This is a genomic window from Methanobrevibacter oralis, assembly GCF_001639275.1.
GTDB lineage: Archaea > Methanobacteriota > Methanobacteria > Methanobacteriales > Methanobacteriaceae > Methanocatella > Methanocatella oralis.
In genome coordinates this window covers 1-18,170 of the sequence record NZ_LWMU01000011.1, presented here as the reverse complement: position 1 = coordinate 18,170, position 18,170 = coordinate 1, and the positions used below count along the sequence as shown (strand labels likewise).

Below are 18,170 nucleotides of genomic sequence, written 5' to 3'. Positions count from 1 at the left end.
TTAATTTTAATTACTATAACTATGTAAAAAAAGATATTAAAATATTATTGAAAATTAATAATAAACATATTTCTTTACCAACAAAATAATTATTAAATACATTTTAATATAAAATAATGTATGAATTCATGGATTTATTTAATAATAGCTGGTATTTTTGAAATGGGCTGGGTTATTTCACTTGAACTTTCCCAAAATTTTACAAAAATTAATTATATCGTTTTAACTACTATTTTAATGATTTTTAGTATTGTTTTTTTATCATTTTCATTTAAAACTATTTCGATGGGGACGGCTTATGCTTGTTGGACTGGAATTGGAGCTGTTGGTGTGATACTTATTGGAATATTATTTTTTAATGAATCAACAAATTTTTTAAGAATATTATTCATCACTTTGATTGTTTTAGGAATTATTGGTTTAAAATTAACTAATTCATAAATTATTTAAAAATCTTAATTAATATACATTTTAGTAGGTGAAAAATTATGAATGACAAATGGGGATTAACAGTTCGTGGAATCTGTGAAATTGATGGTGAAATTTTACTTTTAAAAATTAGATCTAAATCTAAACATGACTCTCATAAATGGGAAATTCCTGGTGGAAAAGTTAAAAAAGGAGAATTTTTTGATGAAGCCTTAAGAAGAGAATACCTGGAAGAAACCGGTTTAGAGATTTTTATTGAAAATTTATTTGATGCTATTCAAAGAGATTATACTGCTTGTAAAAGTGGTGAGGAAGTTAAATCTATTCAACTTATTATGAAGGTTAATGCAAAATCTAAGAATGTTAAAATTAGTGCAGAACATGAAGATTACAAATGGTTTAGTAAAGAGGAAATAAACGAACTTTATAATCAGGATTTACTTAGTGATGCTAGTAAAATAGTGTTTAAAAAATAATGATGAAATATAAATTACAAGTATTAATGCAATTAGATTTTCAAACGTTGATATGAATCCTAGAAAATCTAGTTGAAACACATTATAAACGTCTTTTGTTGCAATTGCTGATATTACAAATGGAAATGTAAATGCAGCAAATGTTGGATAAAATTCTATTTTTTGATTAATTACAAAGTTGTAAAATGAGAAAATATAAAATATTATTGCTATTATGTAGATAACAGTTATGAAAACTTTGTCAATTTCATATGAACTAACATATCCTACAAGAAGGATTGAAAATAATGCAGTGTAAATACAAATTAATGGTTTTGCACTATCCTCCTTTAAAGGAAACTTAAAGTATCTGTATGAAATCAATATTAATGTAGGTATCATTAATGCGAAAGTGAAATTAAAGAAAATATATGCATACTCACTAAAGCTATGTGCTGGAGAAGTAATTGATGCCATTGTAAGACCAATATAGACAATCCACCATGAAGCATGAACATCTTCAATATTAAAACTATCAAAAAGGTATTTTTTAGTAAAACAAATTATTATTACAATATGAATTAAAATAGCTAAATACCATAAAAGAACTGAACTTTGAGTAAATGGTGCAAAATAAGCACTAATACTCATTAGGCTCATTGAAAAAGTACCAAAACTACTTAATCCAATAACTGTATCTAATTCACTTTTAAAAGAATTAAATGAAAAAATTAGCTTAAAAATAAGTAATAATAGAATAATAAATCCTAAAGCTAAAAATATATATTTAAACTTCTCGAAAATATTTCCTAATGATAAAATCGCAAGCATTATCCCACTAATAGATAATGGTAAGTTATTAAAGAATTTGTTCATAAACATACTTATTATATCAAATGATATAAATAGATTAAAAGTTTAATATTAAGTTAATGACAACAAATTTGCTTTCAATAATAGTTGTAGCCATAGCTCTTGCTATGGATGCATTTAGTGTATCCTTAACAAAAGGATTTTCCCAGAAGAACTTAGAAAATAAACATATTTTATATTACGGATTATTTTTTGGTGGTTTTCAATTTATGATGCCTGTATTTGGCTTTTTATGTGGAAATACCATCAGCTCATTAATTTCATCTTTTTCTCCAATTGTTGGATTTATACTTCTTTTAGCAATTGGATTAAATATGATTAGAGAAAGTTTAAGTGGAGGTGAAGAAATAAGTGATGAATTTAGTTTTAAAGAATTAACCTTACTTGCCATTGCAACTAGTATTGATGCTTTTGCTGTGGGAATTACATTTGCACTTTTAAATGATCCTCTTTTATTATCCTGTTTTATAATTGGAATCGTTGCTTTTATATTCGGTGTATGTGGAATATTCATTGGAAGAAAAGTTGGAGATTACTTTGGAGATAAATTCCAAATTGTTGGTGGAATCGTACTTATCCTAATTGGTGTTAAAATTTTACTTGGAATATAAAAAAAATTTAGGCATACCTAAAAGTTTATATACTATGACAATCTAAGTATGTATGATGATAAAAATTTAGGTTGTCCTAAATTTTAATCATATATCAATCAAAAAATACAATCTCCAAAAAAAAGTAGAAAGAAATTTCTATAAATCAAACATGAAAACACCCTTTCATGTATCCTTTTGGTGTTTAAGCAGCCAATTAAACACCAAAAACCCCTTTTTATAATTTCCAATTAATTTGAGAAATATTATTCTTTTTTAGAAAGTCATTAGCTAATTTAAAATGATTAGATTTAAAAAATCCACGTCTAGCAGAAAATGGACTTGGATGAGAAGTAACTAAAACCAAATGACTAGGATTATTTAATAACTCCTTTTTAACTTCAGCTTGTTTTCCCCATAATAAAAAAACAATAGGACTTTCTTTTTTGTTTAAAAGTTTAATAACATTATTAGTAAAAGTCTGCCAACCACATTTACTATGAGAATTAGCATTACCTTCCTCAACAGTTAAAACAGTATTTAACAAAAAAACTCCTTGGTTAGCCCATGACTCTAAACAACCAGAATCAGGAATAGGATAACCATACTCATTAGCAATCTCCTTAAAAATATTTTTAAGAGAACGAGGAATAGGTCTATTGGGTGGTGTTGAAAAAGCAAGCCCATGAGCCTGACCTTTCTCATGATATGGATCTTGACCTAAAATAACTACTTTAACTTCACTAAAAGGAGTTAATTTAAATGCATTGAAAATATCACCAAAAGGAGGATAAATAGTTTTAGTATTATACTCGTTTAATACAAATTCCTCTAAATTTTTAAAATAATCCTTATTAAATTCATCTTTTAAAAGTATATCCCAATCATTACCTATCATAAAAACCATTAAAAAAAAGATAAAGTGTTAAAACGTTTGTTTACCGCTATTTGGAGTTAAACTAACAGTTACACTATCCTGCATATTTCCATTTGAATCATAGATATTAATAATTGCAGAATCAGGATAATACTTATAAGAATCAGCACTATTTACATGAATATAACCTGATGAATCCACAGTTTTTTGAACCATATTCCCATTATTCAATGAATTACCATCACGACTGTAATAAATCTGAATTGTAACTTTCTCACCAGCATGATTAGAACCTACATAAATAGACGCCTCAGTTTTATCAGATAAACCACTACCAGTACTAATACTACCTCCTAAAATGCTTAAAGGTAAATTAGACGAAGTATCATAATAGCTAGAAGTTGAATAAGATAATGCATCTTTATTTGTAACTTCAATGGAATTAATCATTTTCTCTAAGAGATCTAAATTATCACCCATTAATGAGAAATAACATCCATCAATTGATTTTTCCACAACATAAAACTTACTATTATCTTTATATGTGTATACCTTAACATCACCATCAACTTTAATGAAATTAAAATTATCAGACATATCCGGTTTGATAGGGCAAAACATTAAAGCATATGCATCATATGAATAATCACCAGTATTTCTATAAGAATAAAATACAATACTCATATCAGATCCATCTTCAATAAAATTAGAAGATTTAGGAACTGACATTTTTATAACATCACCAAAATTCTGAGTTTTTAATTCAATTTTCGTGGATTGGGTTGTTGCTTGTGAATTTTCACTATTTCTTACAGGAACTTCAACACTTCTGTTAGAATTAGATAAAGGAACCTCAACACTATTAGGATTATTATCTTGAGATAAAATACCCGAAGAATACACAAAAGTACCCGCTAAAACAATAACTACGATAGCCAAAATAGCCATTATCATCTTTTTATTATCACTATTTGAAGAATTATTAGAACTTACAGATTCAATGACACTTTTATGATCAATAGTTTTTTTAGCTAAAGGTGTTCCACAGCTTTTACAAAACTTTGCATTATCACTATTTTCAATTTTACACTTTGGACATAACAATTAAAACACCTAAATATTCATTTAATAATATTTTATTAAACTAACTACATAAAATTTTTTAAAATGTTTGAGTTCCACTAGTTGGACTTAAATTAACACTAACACTATCTTGAAGATTTCCACTTGAATCATAAACATTAACTGTAGCATAATCAGGATAATACTTATAAGAATCAGCACTATTTACATGAATATAACCTGATGAATCCACAGTTTTTTGAACCATGTTACCACTATTCAATGAATTACCATCACGACTGTAATAAATCTGAATTGTAACTTTTTCACCAGCATGTTCAGAACCTACATAAATAGACGCCTCAGTTTTATCAGATAAACCACTTCCTGTTGAAAAACTACCACCTTGAATAGTTAAAGGAGAACTAGTTGGATTAGAACTTGATGTTGGGTTGTTGTTACTTGTCGATTGAGAACTACTTTGCTTAGCTAAAGCATTTTTATCAGTGATTTCAACTGAATTAATCATCTTTTTTAATAAATCAAGATTATTACCCATTAAAGAAAATGTATAACCATCAATAGTCCTTTCCACCAAATACAAATTAACCGATGAATTTTCATAAATTTTAATATCGCCCTCACCATCAACAAGAGCAAAATTAGATGGAGGTAGAGAAAATTCTAATGTTGAAACTCCTAACATAAATACCTCTTGTGAATAGTTTCCAACATTTTCAAGAAGAATAAAACCACCAATATTAGCATAACTAGGCATTGAAGTATACTCAATGAACTTAGAACCAACAGGAGCATCAATTTTAAATATTTCAAAATTTTGTGTTTCTAAAGGTATTTCATTTGAACCTAAAATTCCAGAAGAAAATATAAAAGCACCAGCTAAACTAACAACAACAATAGCCAAAATAGCTATTAAAATCTTTTTATTTTTATTATTAATTTCATCAGAACTAAAAGAATTAATTACATTTTTATGGCTCATTGTTTTTGAATTAAGAGGTGCACCACAAGTCTTACAAAACTTAGCCGAATCACTATTTTCTGTTTTACACTTTGGACATAACATTTCATGACACCAAAAAAAAACTATTATTTAATAATAATTTATATACAATTATAAATAAATGTGAGGGTTGGCAGAAATTATTTAATTTTGAATATTTTTAATTTACAAAAATAAATCAAATATTCAATTAACTAGAAGAAGTTCCTTAAAGAATAATAATCCTAATAAGTAATACTAATATAAAAAAAGAAGATATAATAAAAATTATATCTTAATCATGAAATTTACCTAAAAATTCTTTCATTCTAGGATTTTCACAAGTAAATACCTCTTCAGGACTACCCTTTTCAGCAATCACACCATCATTCATGAAAATAATTGTATCAGCAACATTTTGAGCAAAACTCATTTCATGAGTTACAATTACCATAGTCATCTTCATACTAGCTAAATCACGAATAACAGTTAAAATTTCACCAGTTAATTCTGGATCTAATGCCGAGGTAGGTTCATCAAAAAATAAGATATCGGGATTCATAGCCAATGCACGAGCTATTGAAACCCTTTGTTGTTGACCACCCGATAATTCACAAGGATAAGCATTCTCTTTATTTTCTAGTCCCATCTTTTTAAGTAAATCACGGGCAGTTTCATAAACTTCCTTCTTATCTCTTTTTTGAACACGAATAGGTGCATTTGTAATGTTTTTCATAACAGAATGATGAGGAAATAAATTAAAATTCTGGAAAACTAATCCAAATGTTCCATCAAAATTAATTAAACCACTATTTTTTGTTTCAAGACCTGTAATACACCTAAGTAAAGTGGATTTACCCGCCCCAGATGGTCCAATAATACATAATACTTCACCTTTTTCAACATTAAGAGAGATATCTTTAAGAACTACTTCATCATTAAAACTTTTTTTAAGATTTTTAATTTCTAATAAACTCATTAAATATTCCCCCTAATCATAATAACTTAATTTTTTCTCAAAGCGAGCCATTACAAAAGCAACAACTGCATTGAAAACATAATAAAATATACCTGCAACAAGAAGGGCTGTAATAGATGCATCTGCAGCTGCAATTTGTTTAGCTACAGTAAACATCTCAGGAATAGCTATTACAAATGAAAGAGAAGTATCTTTTACTAAAGTAATTACTTCATTTGTTACAGCAGGGAGAATAATTTTGACTACTTGAGGTAGAATAACAATGAAGAATGTTTCTAGTTTATTATATCCTAAAACTTGAGCAGCTTCATACTGACCTTTTGGAATAGCCTCAATTCCACCTCTAAATATCTCAGCAAAATAAGCAGCATAATTTATAGAAAATGCAATAATAACTGCAAAAAATCTATAATCACTAGATAAATTAAGACCAAATATATAATAAGGTGCGAAAAATATCACAATTAACTGCAACATTAATGGAGTACCTCTCATAATAGAAATATACACCTTCATTAAAGCACTTAAAGGTTTTATACGACTCATTCTCCCACCAGCTACTAAAAAACCAAGAGGGATTGAAAATAATAAAGTAAGTATAAATATTTCTACTGAGGTAATTAAACCTCCAAAAAGTTGACTTATTGCTGTTGTTAAAATCATAACTACTCTCCAAAACTAATAACTAATTTATTTTGTAATTAATGACCCAGGAACACCAGAATCACTATATTTTTCAGCAATTTTAGCTACAGTACCATCTTTAAACATTTCGTCTAAAGTTTTTTGTACCTGATCTTTTAAATCAGTATTTCCTTTTTTAAATCCAATACCATATTGTTCAGATGAAATAGTATCATTTAAAATAGTATAATCATCAGGATTCTCTTTAGAACTTACTTGGTATTGAGCAACTCCAATATCAATAGCTACAGCATCACATACTCCAGATTCTAAATCCATAAATGCAGTATTATAATCAGCTACTTGAGTTAAGGTTGCAAATGTATCTGCTAAAGTTTTATTGTCTCCTTCAAGAGCACCTAAAGCAGAGGAATCTTTTTGAGTTTCTACAGTTTTACCTTTTAGATCATCTAAAGAAGAAATATCAGAGTCAGATTTTACAACAATAACTTGCTTATTGTCAATGTATGCATCAGACCATGTGTAATCATTTTCACGACCATTTATTGTAAATCCATTCCAAATACAATCAATAGAACCAGATTCCAATTCAGCATCTTTTGCATCCCAATCAATTGGTTGTGCTTTAAATGTCCAATTATTTCTTTTACAGACTTCTTTAGCTAAATCTAAATCAAAACCAGTATAACTTCCATTATCATCCTTATATCCATATGGAGGAAATTCAGCATCAAAACCAACAACAAGAGTTTTATCATCATTATCAGAACTTGATTGGCCTCCTAATAAACCATCAAACCAACCAGCACTAGCAGTACCTATTATTAAAAATAATATTATTACTATAGCTAATATTAAACCTATCTTTTTATTCATTATTTACACCAAAAAAATATTTTTCTAGATAGAATAGAGTAATCTAATCTATGTCTAACTTTATATCCATTAAGATATTTAATTATATAAGATTTAATTTTAAAAAAAGCTAAATTTTCTTATAGTATTCCTGAGTTAATTTACACTCAGATAAACATTTACTACAACCACTACCTTTTCTAAATTGATCAATTACATATTCACTACAAACTTCAATATCTATAATATCTGATCTATTAAGCCGTGAATTCCACTTAGTAGGGTTAATTGCAGCAACAGGACAAGCATCTTGGCATTCTTCACAATCATCACAATAAGAATCTTCAATTGAATGTGCAAATTCAATTGGCATATCAGTTAAAATACCCGAAAGACAAACCGCTGAGCCATATTCCTCACATACAAAAAGAGAAGACCTACCAATCCAACCAAGGCCTGATTTTGTAGCTATTGTTTTTAAAGGTAAAATGCTTAATAATTTTTCCATATCACATTCATTTCTATCCATTGTAAGAGCAAAAGCATTATAACCTTTATTTTTAATAAATTCCTCACCCAAAAGTGCAATTTTAGTAATTTCAGCCATTGTTTTGTGAAATAGCATCCAATATTTATCATATTCATCATTTTCAATATAATCAACGCATTTTTTAGGAAGTTTTAAAATAAGACTAATTCCATTAGGTAAATCTAAAAAATCAGATGCTAAGCCATCTATATCTGCAAACCCAACTTTACTTACACCTAAATCCAATAAATACTTTTTAAGTTCCATTTCAAATACCATGATTACTACCTGATTTTAATTTTAGCATATATAATTACTAAATTAATTTAAAGGAATTTCATGATTATAATTTTTTATTTGTTCTTTAATAACTTTATTATCCAAACCAATTTAATTCATTTTTTCACAATTAGATAACATTAGCAACAAAAGCAGGTAATGTCATGCATTTATCTAAACCAGCAATACGAAAATATTCATCATTTTCAGTATTTTTGTCATAACCCGCATCAGTTTGAGTCATAATTTCTTACTCTATATAGGGTAATTTTCTATATTTTTCATTAGTTAATGCTTTTTCATATAGTTCAAAGCAATTGAAATCTGAAAAATATAATAATTTGTAAATTACTGTTTTTCCTACATTCGGGTTTAATCCACATTTGTGTATGATATAATGCAATAATTTTTTAAATTATTCTTTATCGAATCCCATTATAAGCTCCCCCCAACAATTGTTATTTAGCTAAAATATGAACATTATAATATCATATATTGCATAATTAACCTAAAACTTACATTTATTAGCTATAATGTCATTTAAACTTTAAAAATTTAAAATTAATATTTTTAAAAGGAATTAATGATTTAAAATCCTTTTTTATTTTTTTCTTAAAGCCATCATTTTCTTTTTCTAATGTGACACTATGATCCGATGTTTCACTCTCAACAGCTAATTTAAATTCATTAGCGGAAGTAGATGATAATCCTGCATAGAATATTTTCTTTGATTTTGGATATAAAACTTTTAAAAAATCATGATCCCCTTCAAACTCTTCTTTCTTGTTTTGAAAATCCTTTTTAACCTCACTAAAAAAATATTCTCTATCTTCACCTTCTAGCTCAAACAAATAATTATAAGCTAGATTAATCTTTTTATTGTAGAGCTGTTTTTTACAATCTTCAAAAAGATTTAATTTCTTTGTTAAATCAAAAATCCGATTTGAAATATAAATTCTGTCTACATAATTTTTTGTAGGTGTTGTTGTAATTGAATCTGGTCTTATTCTTCTGTAATATAAATGTTGGTTTAAAAAATAGACTCTTTTTGCATTGAAAATACATTCTGCAAAGAATAAGTTATCTTCAAATATCTTATTTTCAATAAATCGAAAGTTTTTTACAAATTCACTTTTATAGAAATTTCCAGGAGTACTTACAGGTGTTGAAAATACAATATCAATAATGTCTTTATAATTAAATACTTTATTTTCAACCCGTTTAGCTAATTTTTTAGCCTCAAAGTAATCGTTTTTAGAAAATTCTTTAGTTTCGCTGTCAAAGTTGATTAATTTAAAAATTATAAAATCAGTGTTTTTATCACAAGCCAAATTATATAGCTTTTCTAATGCATCTGACTTTAAAATATCATCACTATCTATAAAATAAGTGTATTTGCCATTTATAAATTCAAAACCCCGATTTCTAGCACTTGATAGTCCTTTATTTTCTTGTGTTATGATTTTAATTCTTGAGTCCCTTTTTGAGTAGTTAGTTAATATTTCTAGAGAATTATCTGTAGATCCATCATTTATGCAAATTATTTCAATGTCACTAAGTGTTTGTGTGATTAGACTATCTAAGCATTCACCTAAATAGTCTTCAACATTATAAACTGGAACTATAACAGATATTTTTGTCATGATTTTACCTATTTTTTTCTAAATATTTTTGTTAACTTCCAACTCTTTGATGATAACATTTCATTATTTTTATTCCTTACATGTTTAAGTTGACCCTTAAGAGATTTGATTTGTTTATTTAGCTTGACATTTTTATTATATTCCTCTTCAACTAATTCATTTAAAATTGTTAGCCTATAATCTACATAGCCACTATTAAATTCAAAGTTTTCATCGGACAAATTATAATCATTTAATAATTTAAGCAATACTTCTCGAGAAGAGTCATAATCATGAATATCAGATTTATATCTACAATCAACACCACATAAAATACTGCCACTTTCACAGATTGCCCAAATATCACTACTAGAGCCTAAATAATCAGCAAGTTTTGATGGCAAATATGGGTTAAATTCAAATGAATAATTAGTAATAACATCATTTACAAGTAAAACATCAAATTTATTACACGCATTTAAAAATTCCAAATAATCAATCGGTTTTTTAATAATGATGTTATTAGTTATTTCTAAATCTTTAATAAATAATCTAAATAATTTATCATTAGATAAAAAGAAATAAAACTTAATTTTATTCTTATATTTGTGAACTAATGAATCATAAGCGTAAAATAAGCTTTCAAAATGTCTTTGACTATAATAGTCATTTCCAAAATAAGCAATATTAATACAATCATCATCTAAATCAATATCTGATGATTTAATATTGTAATAATCATTATCGAGTGTTGGATGAGCCTTAATAATTGATTTAGACACAACCAAATCATAAACATCCCATGGCGATGATTTTAACATGATCTCTCTTTGATTATAATTAGTAAAAATTATTTCATCAGCAAAAATAAATGTTAAATACTCAACTAAGGCAAATGTATTAACAGGATTAGCTATCAATGGTAAGTCCTTATTTAATTTAGCTATTTTACTATTAACTTTATTAATATAGTCATCATCAAAATTTAGTTTGTTTTTTCTTCTTGAATTATCAATATTAACAAAAATAGGATCTGAAAACTCAGCCCTCCAAAGAACATTAGGATTTTCAAGTTTATATTCTAAAGCTAAAAAATGATTATATTCAGGCCATGACCTACTATAAACAGCACTATAATCTTTTTTAATATGCGAAATTGAATTATTAAATTCTTTAATTATATCCAGTTTGTTTTCAGCATTAATCTTAATCGGGATTTTTAAATCAATGAACTCATCGACCAACTCTCTTAAGCTATTGTAGCTACCTCCATCATCTACATATAATAAATCAACATGTTCCTTATTTGATATAATTCGTTTGGCTTGAACAACTGCTGATGTAAAATTACTTGGTGGGAAAAAATAAGATATAACTAATGTTTTATTCATAATCTAGCATCCAATTTGATATAATTCAAAGCCTAAATTTATAATTCGTTTATTGTAAATGTTCCTGCCATCAAAAATGATTTTTCGCTTTAATCTTTTTGATAAAATATCAAAATCAGGATTTCTAAATTCTTTCCATTCAGTAATTAAAACTAATGCATCACAATCATTTAAAGCATCATAACGGTTATTTGTAAATTCGATAGAACTTAGATAGTCGTTGGAAATCTCTTTTTTAAATTCACTTTGAGCTTTAGGATCATATACTTTGACTTTACCGCCTTTTTTAATAATTTCTGAGATTACAACAAGTGATGTAGCTTCCCTTACATCATCCGTATCTGGTTTAAATGAAAGACCCCAAATAGCAAAATTAAGAGCTGATAAATCTTCACCAAATTTATCTACAATCTTTCTTATTAAAAGCATTTTCTGTTTTTTATTGACCATCTCAACATTAGGTAATATGTTTGTTCTATAACCATTATTTTCAGCAGTTTTAATTAGTGCACGAACATCTTTTGAAAAACAACTTCCTCCATATCCACATCCAGAATAAATATAATCATAACCAATTCTTTTATCGGAACCAACACCTAAGCGAATGTTTTTAATATTAACTCCTGTAACATCACAAATATTAGCTATTTCATTCATAAATGAAATTTTAGTAGCAAGCATTGCATTAGAAACATATTTAGTCATTTCAGCACTTTTAATATCCATAAAAATAAATCTATCATGATTTAAAACAAAAGAAGAATATAAATCTTTTAAAATTTCATAAATTTCATAATTATCACACCCAATTATCACACGATCTGGATGTAAACAGTCTTCAATAGCATTACCCTCCTTTAAAAATTCTGGATTTGATGCAATATTAATTTTAACTGAAGAATTTTTTTCATCAAGAATATTTTCAATGTATTTTTTTATTTTAAAACATGTCCCTACTGGTACTGTTGATTTAACAACAACTAAGGAATCTCTAGTAATATTATTTGCAATATCACGAGCAGCAGAAAAAATATAATCTAAATTAACACTTCCATCATCATCCATTGGAGTACCTACAGCTATAAAAATAATATTTGAGTCATCTAATGCTTCTTTAAGATTATTTGTAAATAATAAATCGTTTTTATTTTGACATTCCTTAACAAGTGTTTTTAAATTAGGTTCATAAATAGGCATTATGTTATTTTTAAGGTTATTAATTTTTTGATTATCAATATCAACACAATAAACTTTATTTCCCATCTTTGAAAAACATGCACAAGTTACAATACCTACATAACCAGCACCAATAACTGTAATATTCACAATACCATCCTTAATGTTGTTTTTTAATTTTTCTTAAAACACTTGTTATTTTCCAACTTTTTGAATTTAAAAGAGCATTTGTTAATTCTTTTTGATTTTTTAACTTACTATTTAATTTTGTATTTTCATCTATTAATGAATTGTTCTTTTCAGTTAATAAATCATATTCTCTTTTAATCTGACTTATTTTTAATTTAAAATATTTATTTTTATATTCTTTATAATTAGTAGCTTCAAATAATAATTTAATATTTTCATATAGCTCAATTGGAAGCAAATTATTATTCAATATATCCAAATTATTAAGTTCTTCACGTATTTTATTAAAATAATCATTATTATCATTAATTAAAAGCATATGCATCATATGAGATGCAATAAATAAATTATATTCATTTTGAAAGTTATCAAAGTAATCATTATTTTTACCAAAAACATCTATAACCAATTTATAAATTTCAAGGTTTTGAGTTTTAATAGAATAATTAAGATATTTAATAAATTTAGGCTTATATTGTTCAGATAAATTAAATAAACCTGCTTTTTCTAAAATATCAAAAGTATCTTTATAATGGGTAATATAATGTAATTTTTTTAAGCTAGTGTTAACTTTATAATAAGGCTTTCCTCTAAGAGGAAACATATATGCATAAAAATCAACTGGAACACCATAAAGAACTTCCACATTAGCTAATGCCTCAGATAGAAATACAGGATCTTGACCTCTAATTAAATCCTTAAATCGTATGTTATTATCATCTAAAAAAGATTTTTTAAAAATATTTTTATAAAACGCCCATGGGACACCATATTCAGCAGGAGAAATAGTGCAAAACTCATCAAAACAATAATAATTATTCTCCTTACAATTAGGATTATCGATTAAAACCCGATCTTGTGTGATTTTTTTCAAATTCCCACAAACAATATCAGCATCATTTTCAATAGCTACCTTATAAAGCATTTCCAATGCATGTTCATCAACATAAATATCATCAGCATCTAAAAAAGCAACATAATCCCCTTTAGCTTCATCTAAACCATAATTACGAGCTTTACCTGCCCCTTGATTAAATTGTTTAAGTATTTTAACATGATTATAATTATCAGATAATTCATTTAAAATTTCTAACGAATTATCTAATGATCCATCATCAATGCAAATAATCTCAAAATCTTTAAATGATTGATTAACCACACTCATTATTGTTTCTTTAAGGTACTTACTTGCATTATAAACTGGAATTATAATAGAAATTTTAACCATTATTTAATTTCTCCTAAATATTTTAGTAATCTTCCAACTTTTTGAAGATAATAATTGCTTATTTTTCTTATTTAACTTATTAATCTGCCTTTTTAAGCTATTATTTTCTTTTAAAATTTCCCTATTTTCACGTTTAAGTTCGATATATTGGCTTTTTAAATCATATTCTTTGAAATTCTTTGATAAAATTGCATTTTCAAATCTAAGAGTATTGATTTCACCTAAACTATCTCTAAAATCATCATAATATTCATGATTAAGAATTTTTGTAAAATCTTCCACTATTTTTTCGTAAAAATACTTCTTAAAATCCTCATGAACAGTTCTATATCTAACAGATGTAAGCATTACCTTTTTATTAAATAATTCTTTTTTATATTTATCAAAATATCCTTCATTAATAAATTCTTGGACAATTAAATTATTAATTTTAATTGTATCAATAAAACGTTCATCACAAAGTCTAGTTGATGATTTTAAGTGTATTCTATGAATATATAAACATTTTTTGTAAAATAATATTCTTTTTGCATGAAACATTGTTTTCCAAAAAAATAAATTATCCTCAAATATTACTCCCTCGGGAAAAATTGCACCGATTTTTAATAAATAGTCTTTATTGTAAAACTTAGACCATGCAGTTACATTGATCTTAAAAATATTATCATCTAATTCATCAAAAGAAAATACTTTATCATTTATTAAATCATCCATTAAATATATTGGAATATTATAATAAGTGCTTTTTTCTTCATTATAATTAATAGCCTGGAAAATTAAAAAATCAAGTGAATTTTCTTCTGATATTTTATAAAACTGTTTTAAAGCATTTGTATCTAAAATATCATCAGCATCCATAAAATAAATATATTTACCCTTAGATTGATTTAAAGCAAAATTACGGGCAGCTCCTGCACCTTTATTTTCTTGTTTAAATATTTTAATACGATTATCCTTTAATGAATATTCATTTAAAATATTAAAAGAATTATCGATTGACCCGTCATCAATACAAATAACTTCTATACTTTTTAAACTTTGATTCAAAACACTGTCTAATGCTTCTTTTAAATATTTTTGAGCATTATAAACTGGAATAATAACAGAAACCTTAGGCATCATGCCACCTTTTTAAAGCTCTTAAAGGTTTAGTTAATTTCCAACTATTAGAATTGATAATTGACTTATTTAACTTCTTGGCTTTTTTTACATCTTTTTTTAATTTTCTATTTTTAACTTTTAATTTTCTATTTTCATTTCTCAAATCAACGTTTAAAAGTAATAATTCAAATTCTTCAAAATTATCGGCTTTAATTACACTTGTAAACCTGTCTTTATTAAGTTCATTTAAACAGTGCATAACTTCATCGTATTTTTCATGATTTAGAATTTTAGAAAAATCTTTCTTCATAGCATCATAAAAAGAGGATTTAAACTGATCTTGAATCTCAGAGTATCTTAAAAAAATAGTATTTAATTTTTTATTATATAATTTTTTTTTATATTTATCAAAATATCCGTGATTAATAAATTCCTGAATAATTAGATTGTTTATTTTAATTGTGTTAATATGACGTTCATCACAAGCCCCTGTTGATGATTTAGAATGTCTTCTTCTTGTATAGTAAGATTTTTTATAAAAATATATTCTTTTTGCATCGAAAAACATTTGCCAATGAAAAATATTATCATGAAAAATCAATCCCTCAGCAAATCTAGCACCAGTTTTTAAAATAAATTCTCGATTATAAAACTTACACCAAGGAGTCATATTAACATTAAAAATATAATCTCCTAAATCATCAAAAGAAAAGATATTATCCTCTACAAAATCATATAACTTATTCATTGAATATTTAGCAGTTTCAAAATACTCTCCAGTATCATCATCATAATTAATAGCTTGAAAAATTAAAAAATCAAGCGATTTTTCTTCTGCTATATGATAAAACTCATCCAAAGCTTTTTTATCTAAAATATCATCAGCATCCATAAAATAAATATATTTACCTTTAGCATGTTTTAAAGCCATATTACGAGCAGCTCCACCACCATTATGTTTTTGATTTAAAACTAAAATATTACTATTCTTAGATGCAAAATCAACTAAAATATCATATGAATTATCTTGTGAATCATCATCAACACAAATAACTTCAATATCATCTAATGTCTGATTTAAAATAGAATTAAGAGATTCTTTTAGATAATTAGAAGCATTATAAACTGGAATAATAACTGAAACTTTTACCATAATATCACATTTAAAAAAATCTTAAAATTTTATCCAAAATTGAACTAATAGATTTTTTATTTTTCATTTTTAAATCAAACTCATGATAATTATTTGATTTTAAAACACTTTCAAATATTAATTTATTATTTTTATTTAAATTATATATAAAATCTTTATTATTAGCTAATTTAAGATAATCTTTTTTCATTTCATTAAAATAATCTTGCTTAAACTTATCATTAATCTTTTTATACCAATAATAAACCGTAGCTGTTTTTTTAGAATAAAGTCCTTCCTTAAATTCATCAAAAACATCATGTTTTTTAAAAACGTCCCATATTAAGTTTGAAATCTTTATATAATCAATAAATTTAGAACCGCCATAAGTAGTTGAAGATGATGAATGCCAACGTCTTTTAAATAAATGTTTCTTTAAAAATCCAATTCTTTTAGCAGAAAAGAGAATATCAAAGAAAAATACATTATCATCAAAAATAAGACCATCTGGAAATTTAGCATCTGAATTTAAAATAAATTCCCTATTATATAATTTACTCCAAGGTGTAACAGTAATTTTAAATATAAATTCTTTAATATCCTTATAATTAAAAACTCTATCTCCAACATAATCCGCTAAAGCATTCATACTATATTTCTCGCTTCTAACAAGTTTAGTATCCATGTAATAATTAACTGCTTGAAAAATAACAAAGTCCAAATTATCCCCGTCAGCTACATTATATGTCTCTTCAAGAGCATTTAACTCTAAAATATCATCTGAATCCATTAAAAATAAATATTTACCCTTAGCTAATTTTATTCCATTATTTGTAGCTACAGCATGCCCCTGATTTTCCTGAATTATTATTTGGATTCTACTATCTTTTTTTGAATAGTTATTAAGAATTTCTAAGGAATTATCAGTTGATCCATCGTCAATACAAATAACTTCAATATCCTCTAAAGTTTGATTAATAACACTATCTAAACATTCCTCTAAAAAATCTTCAACATTATAAACAGGAATAACAACAGAAACTTTAATCATAAACACCACAATAGAATATTTAGTAATAATTTTCTAATTAATAATATTTAAAGAAGACTAGATTATAGAATTTTAAAAAAAACTTAATTAATAATCCCCTTAGATAAATTACTAACTTTAATTTTGAAAATAAATCATAATAATAAAATAAATTATATAAAGTGAAATCATCTAAGTTCCTAAAAAATTCCTGATTAACTAATTATATTTACTGATTTTTCAACATAATCTAAAATATTATAAAACTGGAAAAATACTTTAACTAACAATAATAATATAAAAAGATACAAATTCCTACAAATATATTCTTCAGTATATTAGAGAATTATCCGTTGTTTTATTATTAATGCAAATTATTTCAATGCCAGATAATGTTGATTTAACACTATCTAAACAATCTATTAAATATTCTTCAGTATTATATACAGGAATAATATACTTAAAGGGTTTATATCATCCATACAAATCTTAATCATTATTTTAATTAGTTTTAATAATAAATATTTTATTATTATCTTCGAAGATTTTTATTTTAAAATTATCATATTTAATTATTTTATCTTCGAAATTAGTAAAATATAGTTTTAGACAAAAAATATTTATATTAAATGTGACTAAAATAGTAATATGAGTAGAAATGCTTATATTAATAAAGATATCCCACTTTCTAAAATTCATGAAGTTAAAGCTGATTTAAAGCATTA

At 25.6% G+C, this 18,170-nt stretch carries 19 protein-coding genes; 3 read left to right on the top strand and 16 right to left on the bottom strand.

Translation table 11 applies throughout. The annotated features are described in order from the left end of the window. The first annotated feature begins 120 nt into the window (after positions 1-120). Together MBORA_RS00170 and MBORA_RS00165 are read left to right on the top strand one after the other, a co-directional pair. A complete protein-coding gene (locus MBORA_RS00170; RefSeq protein ID WP_042692482.1) occupies positions 121-441 on the top strand; it encodes a DMT family transporter in 321 nt (106 codons plus the stop codon). Between the two features lie 47 nt (positions 442-488). Beyond that, entirely contained in the window at positions 489-905 is a 417-nt protein-coding gene (locus tag MBORA_RS00165) for an NUDIX domain-containing protein (protein ID WP_042692485.1), read from the top strand. Here MBORA_RS00165 and MBORA_RS00160 read toward each other — a convergent pair. After that, a complete protein-coding gene (locus MBORA_RS00160; RefSeq protein ID WP_169805450.1) occupies positions 867-1,760 on the bottom strand; it encodes an SLAC1 family transporter in 894 nt (297 codons plus the stop codon). The two genes, MBORA_RS00165 and MBORA_RS00160, sit on opposite strands and share 39 nt — an antisense overlap. Before the next feature lie 56 nt (positions 1,761-1,816). Here MBORA_RS00160 and MBORA_RS00155 point away from each other — a divergent pair, with 56 nt between their 5' ends. Further along, positions 1,817-2,368, top strand: a complete 552-nt coding sequence (locus MBORA_RS00155) for a manganese efflux pump MntP (protein ID WP_042692490.1) — start codon at positions 1,817-1,819, stop codon at positions 2,366-2,368. Between the two features lie 217 nt (positions 2,369-2,585). Here the strand turns inward: MBORA_RS00155 and MBORA_RS00150 are convergent, their stop codons facing one another. The 15 genes from MBORA_RS00150 to MBORA_RS10080 form a co-directional block, all read right to left on the bottom strand. After that, complete coding sequence (locus tag MBORA_RS00150) at positions 2,586-3,245, bottom strand: uracil-DNA glycosylase (protein WP_198643698.1); 660 nt, start codon at positions 3,243-3,245, stop codon at positions 2,586-2,588. 27 nt (positions 3,246-3,272) lie between these two features. Continuing rightward, positions 3,273-4,328: a zinc ribbon domain-containing protein gene (locus MBORA_RS00145; protein ID WP_042692494.1), complete on the bottom strand. Its 1,056-nt coding sequence runs from the start codon at positions 4,326-4,328 to the stop codon at positions 3,273-3,275. 58 nt (positions 4,329-4,386) lie between these two features. Beyond that, positions 4,387-5,373, bottom strand: coding sequence for a zinc-ribbon domain-containing protein (locus MBORA_RS00140; protein ID WP_042692497.1), 987 nt, complete (start codon positions 5,371-5,373; stop codon positions 4,387-4,389). Positions 5,374-5,584: 211 nt separating this feature from the next. Then, the gene (locus MBORA_RS00135) at positions 5,585-6,268 is read right to left on the bottom strand and encodes an amino acid ABC transporter ATP-binding protein (protein WP_042692500.1); all 684 of its coding nucleotides are present in this window, start codon (positions 6,266-6,268) and stop codon (positions 5,585-5,587) included. A gap of 12 nt (positions 6,269-6,280) precedes the next feature. After that, on the bottom strand, positions 6,281-6,931 hold the full coding sequence (locus MBORA_RS00130; protein WP_042692503.1) for an amino acid ABC transporter permease: 651 nt from the start codon (positions 6,929-6,931) through the stop codon (positions 6,281-6,283). 27 nt (positions 6,932-6,958) lie between these two features. Next, positions 6,959-7,789: an amino acid ABC transporter substrate-binding protein gene (locus MBORA_RS00125; protein WP_063720060.1), complete on the bottom strand. Its 831-nt coding sequence runs from the start codon at positions 7,787-7,789 to the stop codon at positions 6,959-6,961. A gap of 109 nt (positions 7,790-7,898) precedes the next feature. Beyond that, a complete protein-coding gene (locus MBORA_RS00120) occupies positions 7,899-8,576 on the bottom strand; it encodes an epoxyqueuosine reductase (protein ID WP_042692506.1) in 678 nt (225 codons plus the stop codon). Between the two features lie 536 nt (positions 8,577-9,112). Further along, positions 9,113-10,219 (bottom strand): glycosyltransferase family 2 protein, encoded by a 1,107-nt coding sequence (locus MBORA_RS00115; RefSeq protein WP_063720059.1) that lies wholly within the window; start codon positions 10,217-10,219, stop codon positions 9,113-9,115. Between the two features lie 8 nt (positions 10,220-10,227). After that, positions 10,228-11,589 (bottom strand): glycosyltransferase family protein, encoded by a 1,362-nt coding sequence (locus MBORA_RS00110; protein ID WP_042692509.1) that lies wholly within the window; start codon positions 11,587-11,589, stop codon positions 10,228-10,230. A gap of 3 nt (positions 11,590-11,592) precedes the next feature. Continuing rightward, positions 11,593-12,915 (bottom strand): UDP-glucose dehydrogenase family protein, encoded by a 1,323-nt coding sequence (locus tag MBORA_RS00105; RefSeq protein ID WP_063720058.1) that lies wholly within the window; start codon positions 12,913-12,915, stop codon positions 11,593-11,595. Positions 12,916-12,925: 10 nt separating this feature from the next. Then, entirely contained in the window at positions 12,926-14,182 is a 1,257-nt protein-coding gene (locus MBORA_RS00100) for a glycosyltransferase family 2 protein (protein ID WP_063720057.1), read from the bottom strand. Between the two features lie 3 nt (positions 14,183-14,185). After that, entirely contained in the window at positions 14,186-15,301 is a 1,116-nt protein-coding gene (locus MBORA_RS00095; RefSeq protein ID WP_052331775.1) for a glycosyltransferase family 2 protein, read from the bottom strand. Further along, a complete protein-coding gene (locus MBORA_RS00090; protein WP_063720056.1) occupies positions 15,294-16,436 on the bottom strand; it encodes a glycosyltransferase family 2 protein in 1,143 nt (380 codons plus the stop codon). The genes MBORA_RS00095 and MBORA_RS00090 overlap by 8 nt, the downstream gene beginning before the upstream one ends. 10 nt (positions 16,437-16,446) lie before the next feature. Continuing rightward, positions 16,447-17,466, bottom strand: coding sequence for a glycosyltransferase family 2 protein (locus MBORA_RS00085; RefSeq protein WP_042692512.1), 1,020 nt, complete (start codon positions 17,464-17,466; stop codon positions 16,447-16,449). Between the two features lie 309 nt (positions 17,467-17,775). Next, positions 17,776-17,868, bottom strand: a complete 93-nt coding sequence (locus tag MBORA_RS10080) for a hypothetical protein (protein WP_231475858.1) — start codon at positions 17,866-17,868, stop codon at positions 17,776-17,778. Positions 17,869-18,170 lie beyond the last annotated feature (302 nt).

Excerpts from the sequence above, each read along its gene's own strand:
- MBORA_RS00170 (WP_042692482.1), top strand. The coding sequence starts at position 121 with ATGAATTCATGGATTTATTTAATAATAGCTGGTATTTTTGAAATGGGC.
- MBORA_RS00165 (WP_042692485.1), top strand. The coding sequence starts at position 489 with ATGAATGACAAATGGGGATTAACAGTTCGTGGAATCTGTGAAATTGAT.
- MBORA_RS00160 (WP_169805450.1), bottom strand. The coding sequence starts at position 1,760 with ATGAACAAATTCTTTAATAACTTACCATTATCTATTAGTGGGATAATG.
- MBORA_RS00155 (WP_042692490.1), top strand. The coding sequence starts at position 1,817 with ATGACAACAAATTTGCTTTCAATAATAGTTGTAGCCATAGCTCTTGCT.
- MBORA_RS00150 (WP_198643698.1), bottom strand. The coding sequence starts at position 3,245 with ATGATAGGTAATGATTGGGATATACTTTTAAAAGATGAATTTAATAAG.
- MBORA_RS00140 (WP_042692497.1), bottom strand. The coding sequence starts at position 5,373 with ATGTTATGTCCAAAGTGTAAAACAGAAAATAGTGATTCGGCTAAGTTT.
- MBORA_RS00135 (WP_042692500.1), bottom strand. The coding sequence starts at position 6,268 with ATGAGTTTATTAGAAATTAAAAATCTTAAAAAAAGTTTTAATGATGAA.
- MBORA_RS00130 (WP_042692503.1), bottom strand. The coding sequence starts at position 6,931 with ATGATTTTAACAACAGCAATAAGTCAACTTTTTGGAGGTTTAATTACC.
- MBORA_RS00125 (WP_063720060.1), bottom strand. The coding sequence starts at position 7,789 with ATGAATAAAAAGATAGGTTTAATATTAGCTATAGTAATAATATTATTT.
- MBORA_RS00120 (WP_042692506.1), bottom strand. The coding sequence starts at position 8,576 with ATGGTATTTGAAATGGAACTTAAAAAGTATTTATTGGATTTAGGTGTA.
- MBORA_RS00115 (WP_063720059.1), bottom strand. The coding sequence starts at position 10,219 with ATGACAAAAATATCTGTTATAGTTCCAGTTTATAATGTTGAAGACTAT.
- MBORA_RS00110 (WP_042692509.1), bottom strand. The coding sequence starts at position 11,589 with ATGAATAAAACATTAGTTATATCTTATTTTTTCCCACCAAGTAATTTT.
- MBORA_RS00100 (WP_063720057.1), bottom strand. The coding sequence starts at position 14,182 with ATGGTTAAAATTTCTATTATAATTCCAGTTTATAATGCAAGTAAGTAC.
- MBORA_RS00095 (WP_052331775.1), bottom strand. The coding sequence starts at position 15,301 with ATGCCTAAGGTTTCTGTTATTATTCCAGTTTATAATGCTCAAAAATAT.
- MBORA_RS00090 (WP_063720056.1), bottom strand. The coding sequence starts at position 16,436 with ATGGTAAAAGTTTCAGTTATTATTCCAGTTTATAATGCTTCTAATTAT.
- MBORA_RS00085 (WP_042692512.1), bottom strand. The coding sequence starts at position 17,466 with ATGATTAAAGTTTCTGTTGTTATTCCTGTTTATAATGTTGAAGATTTT.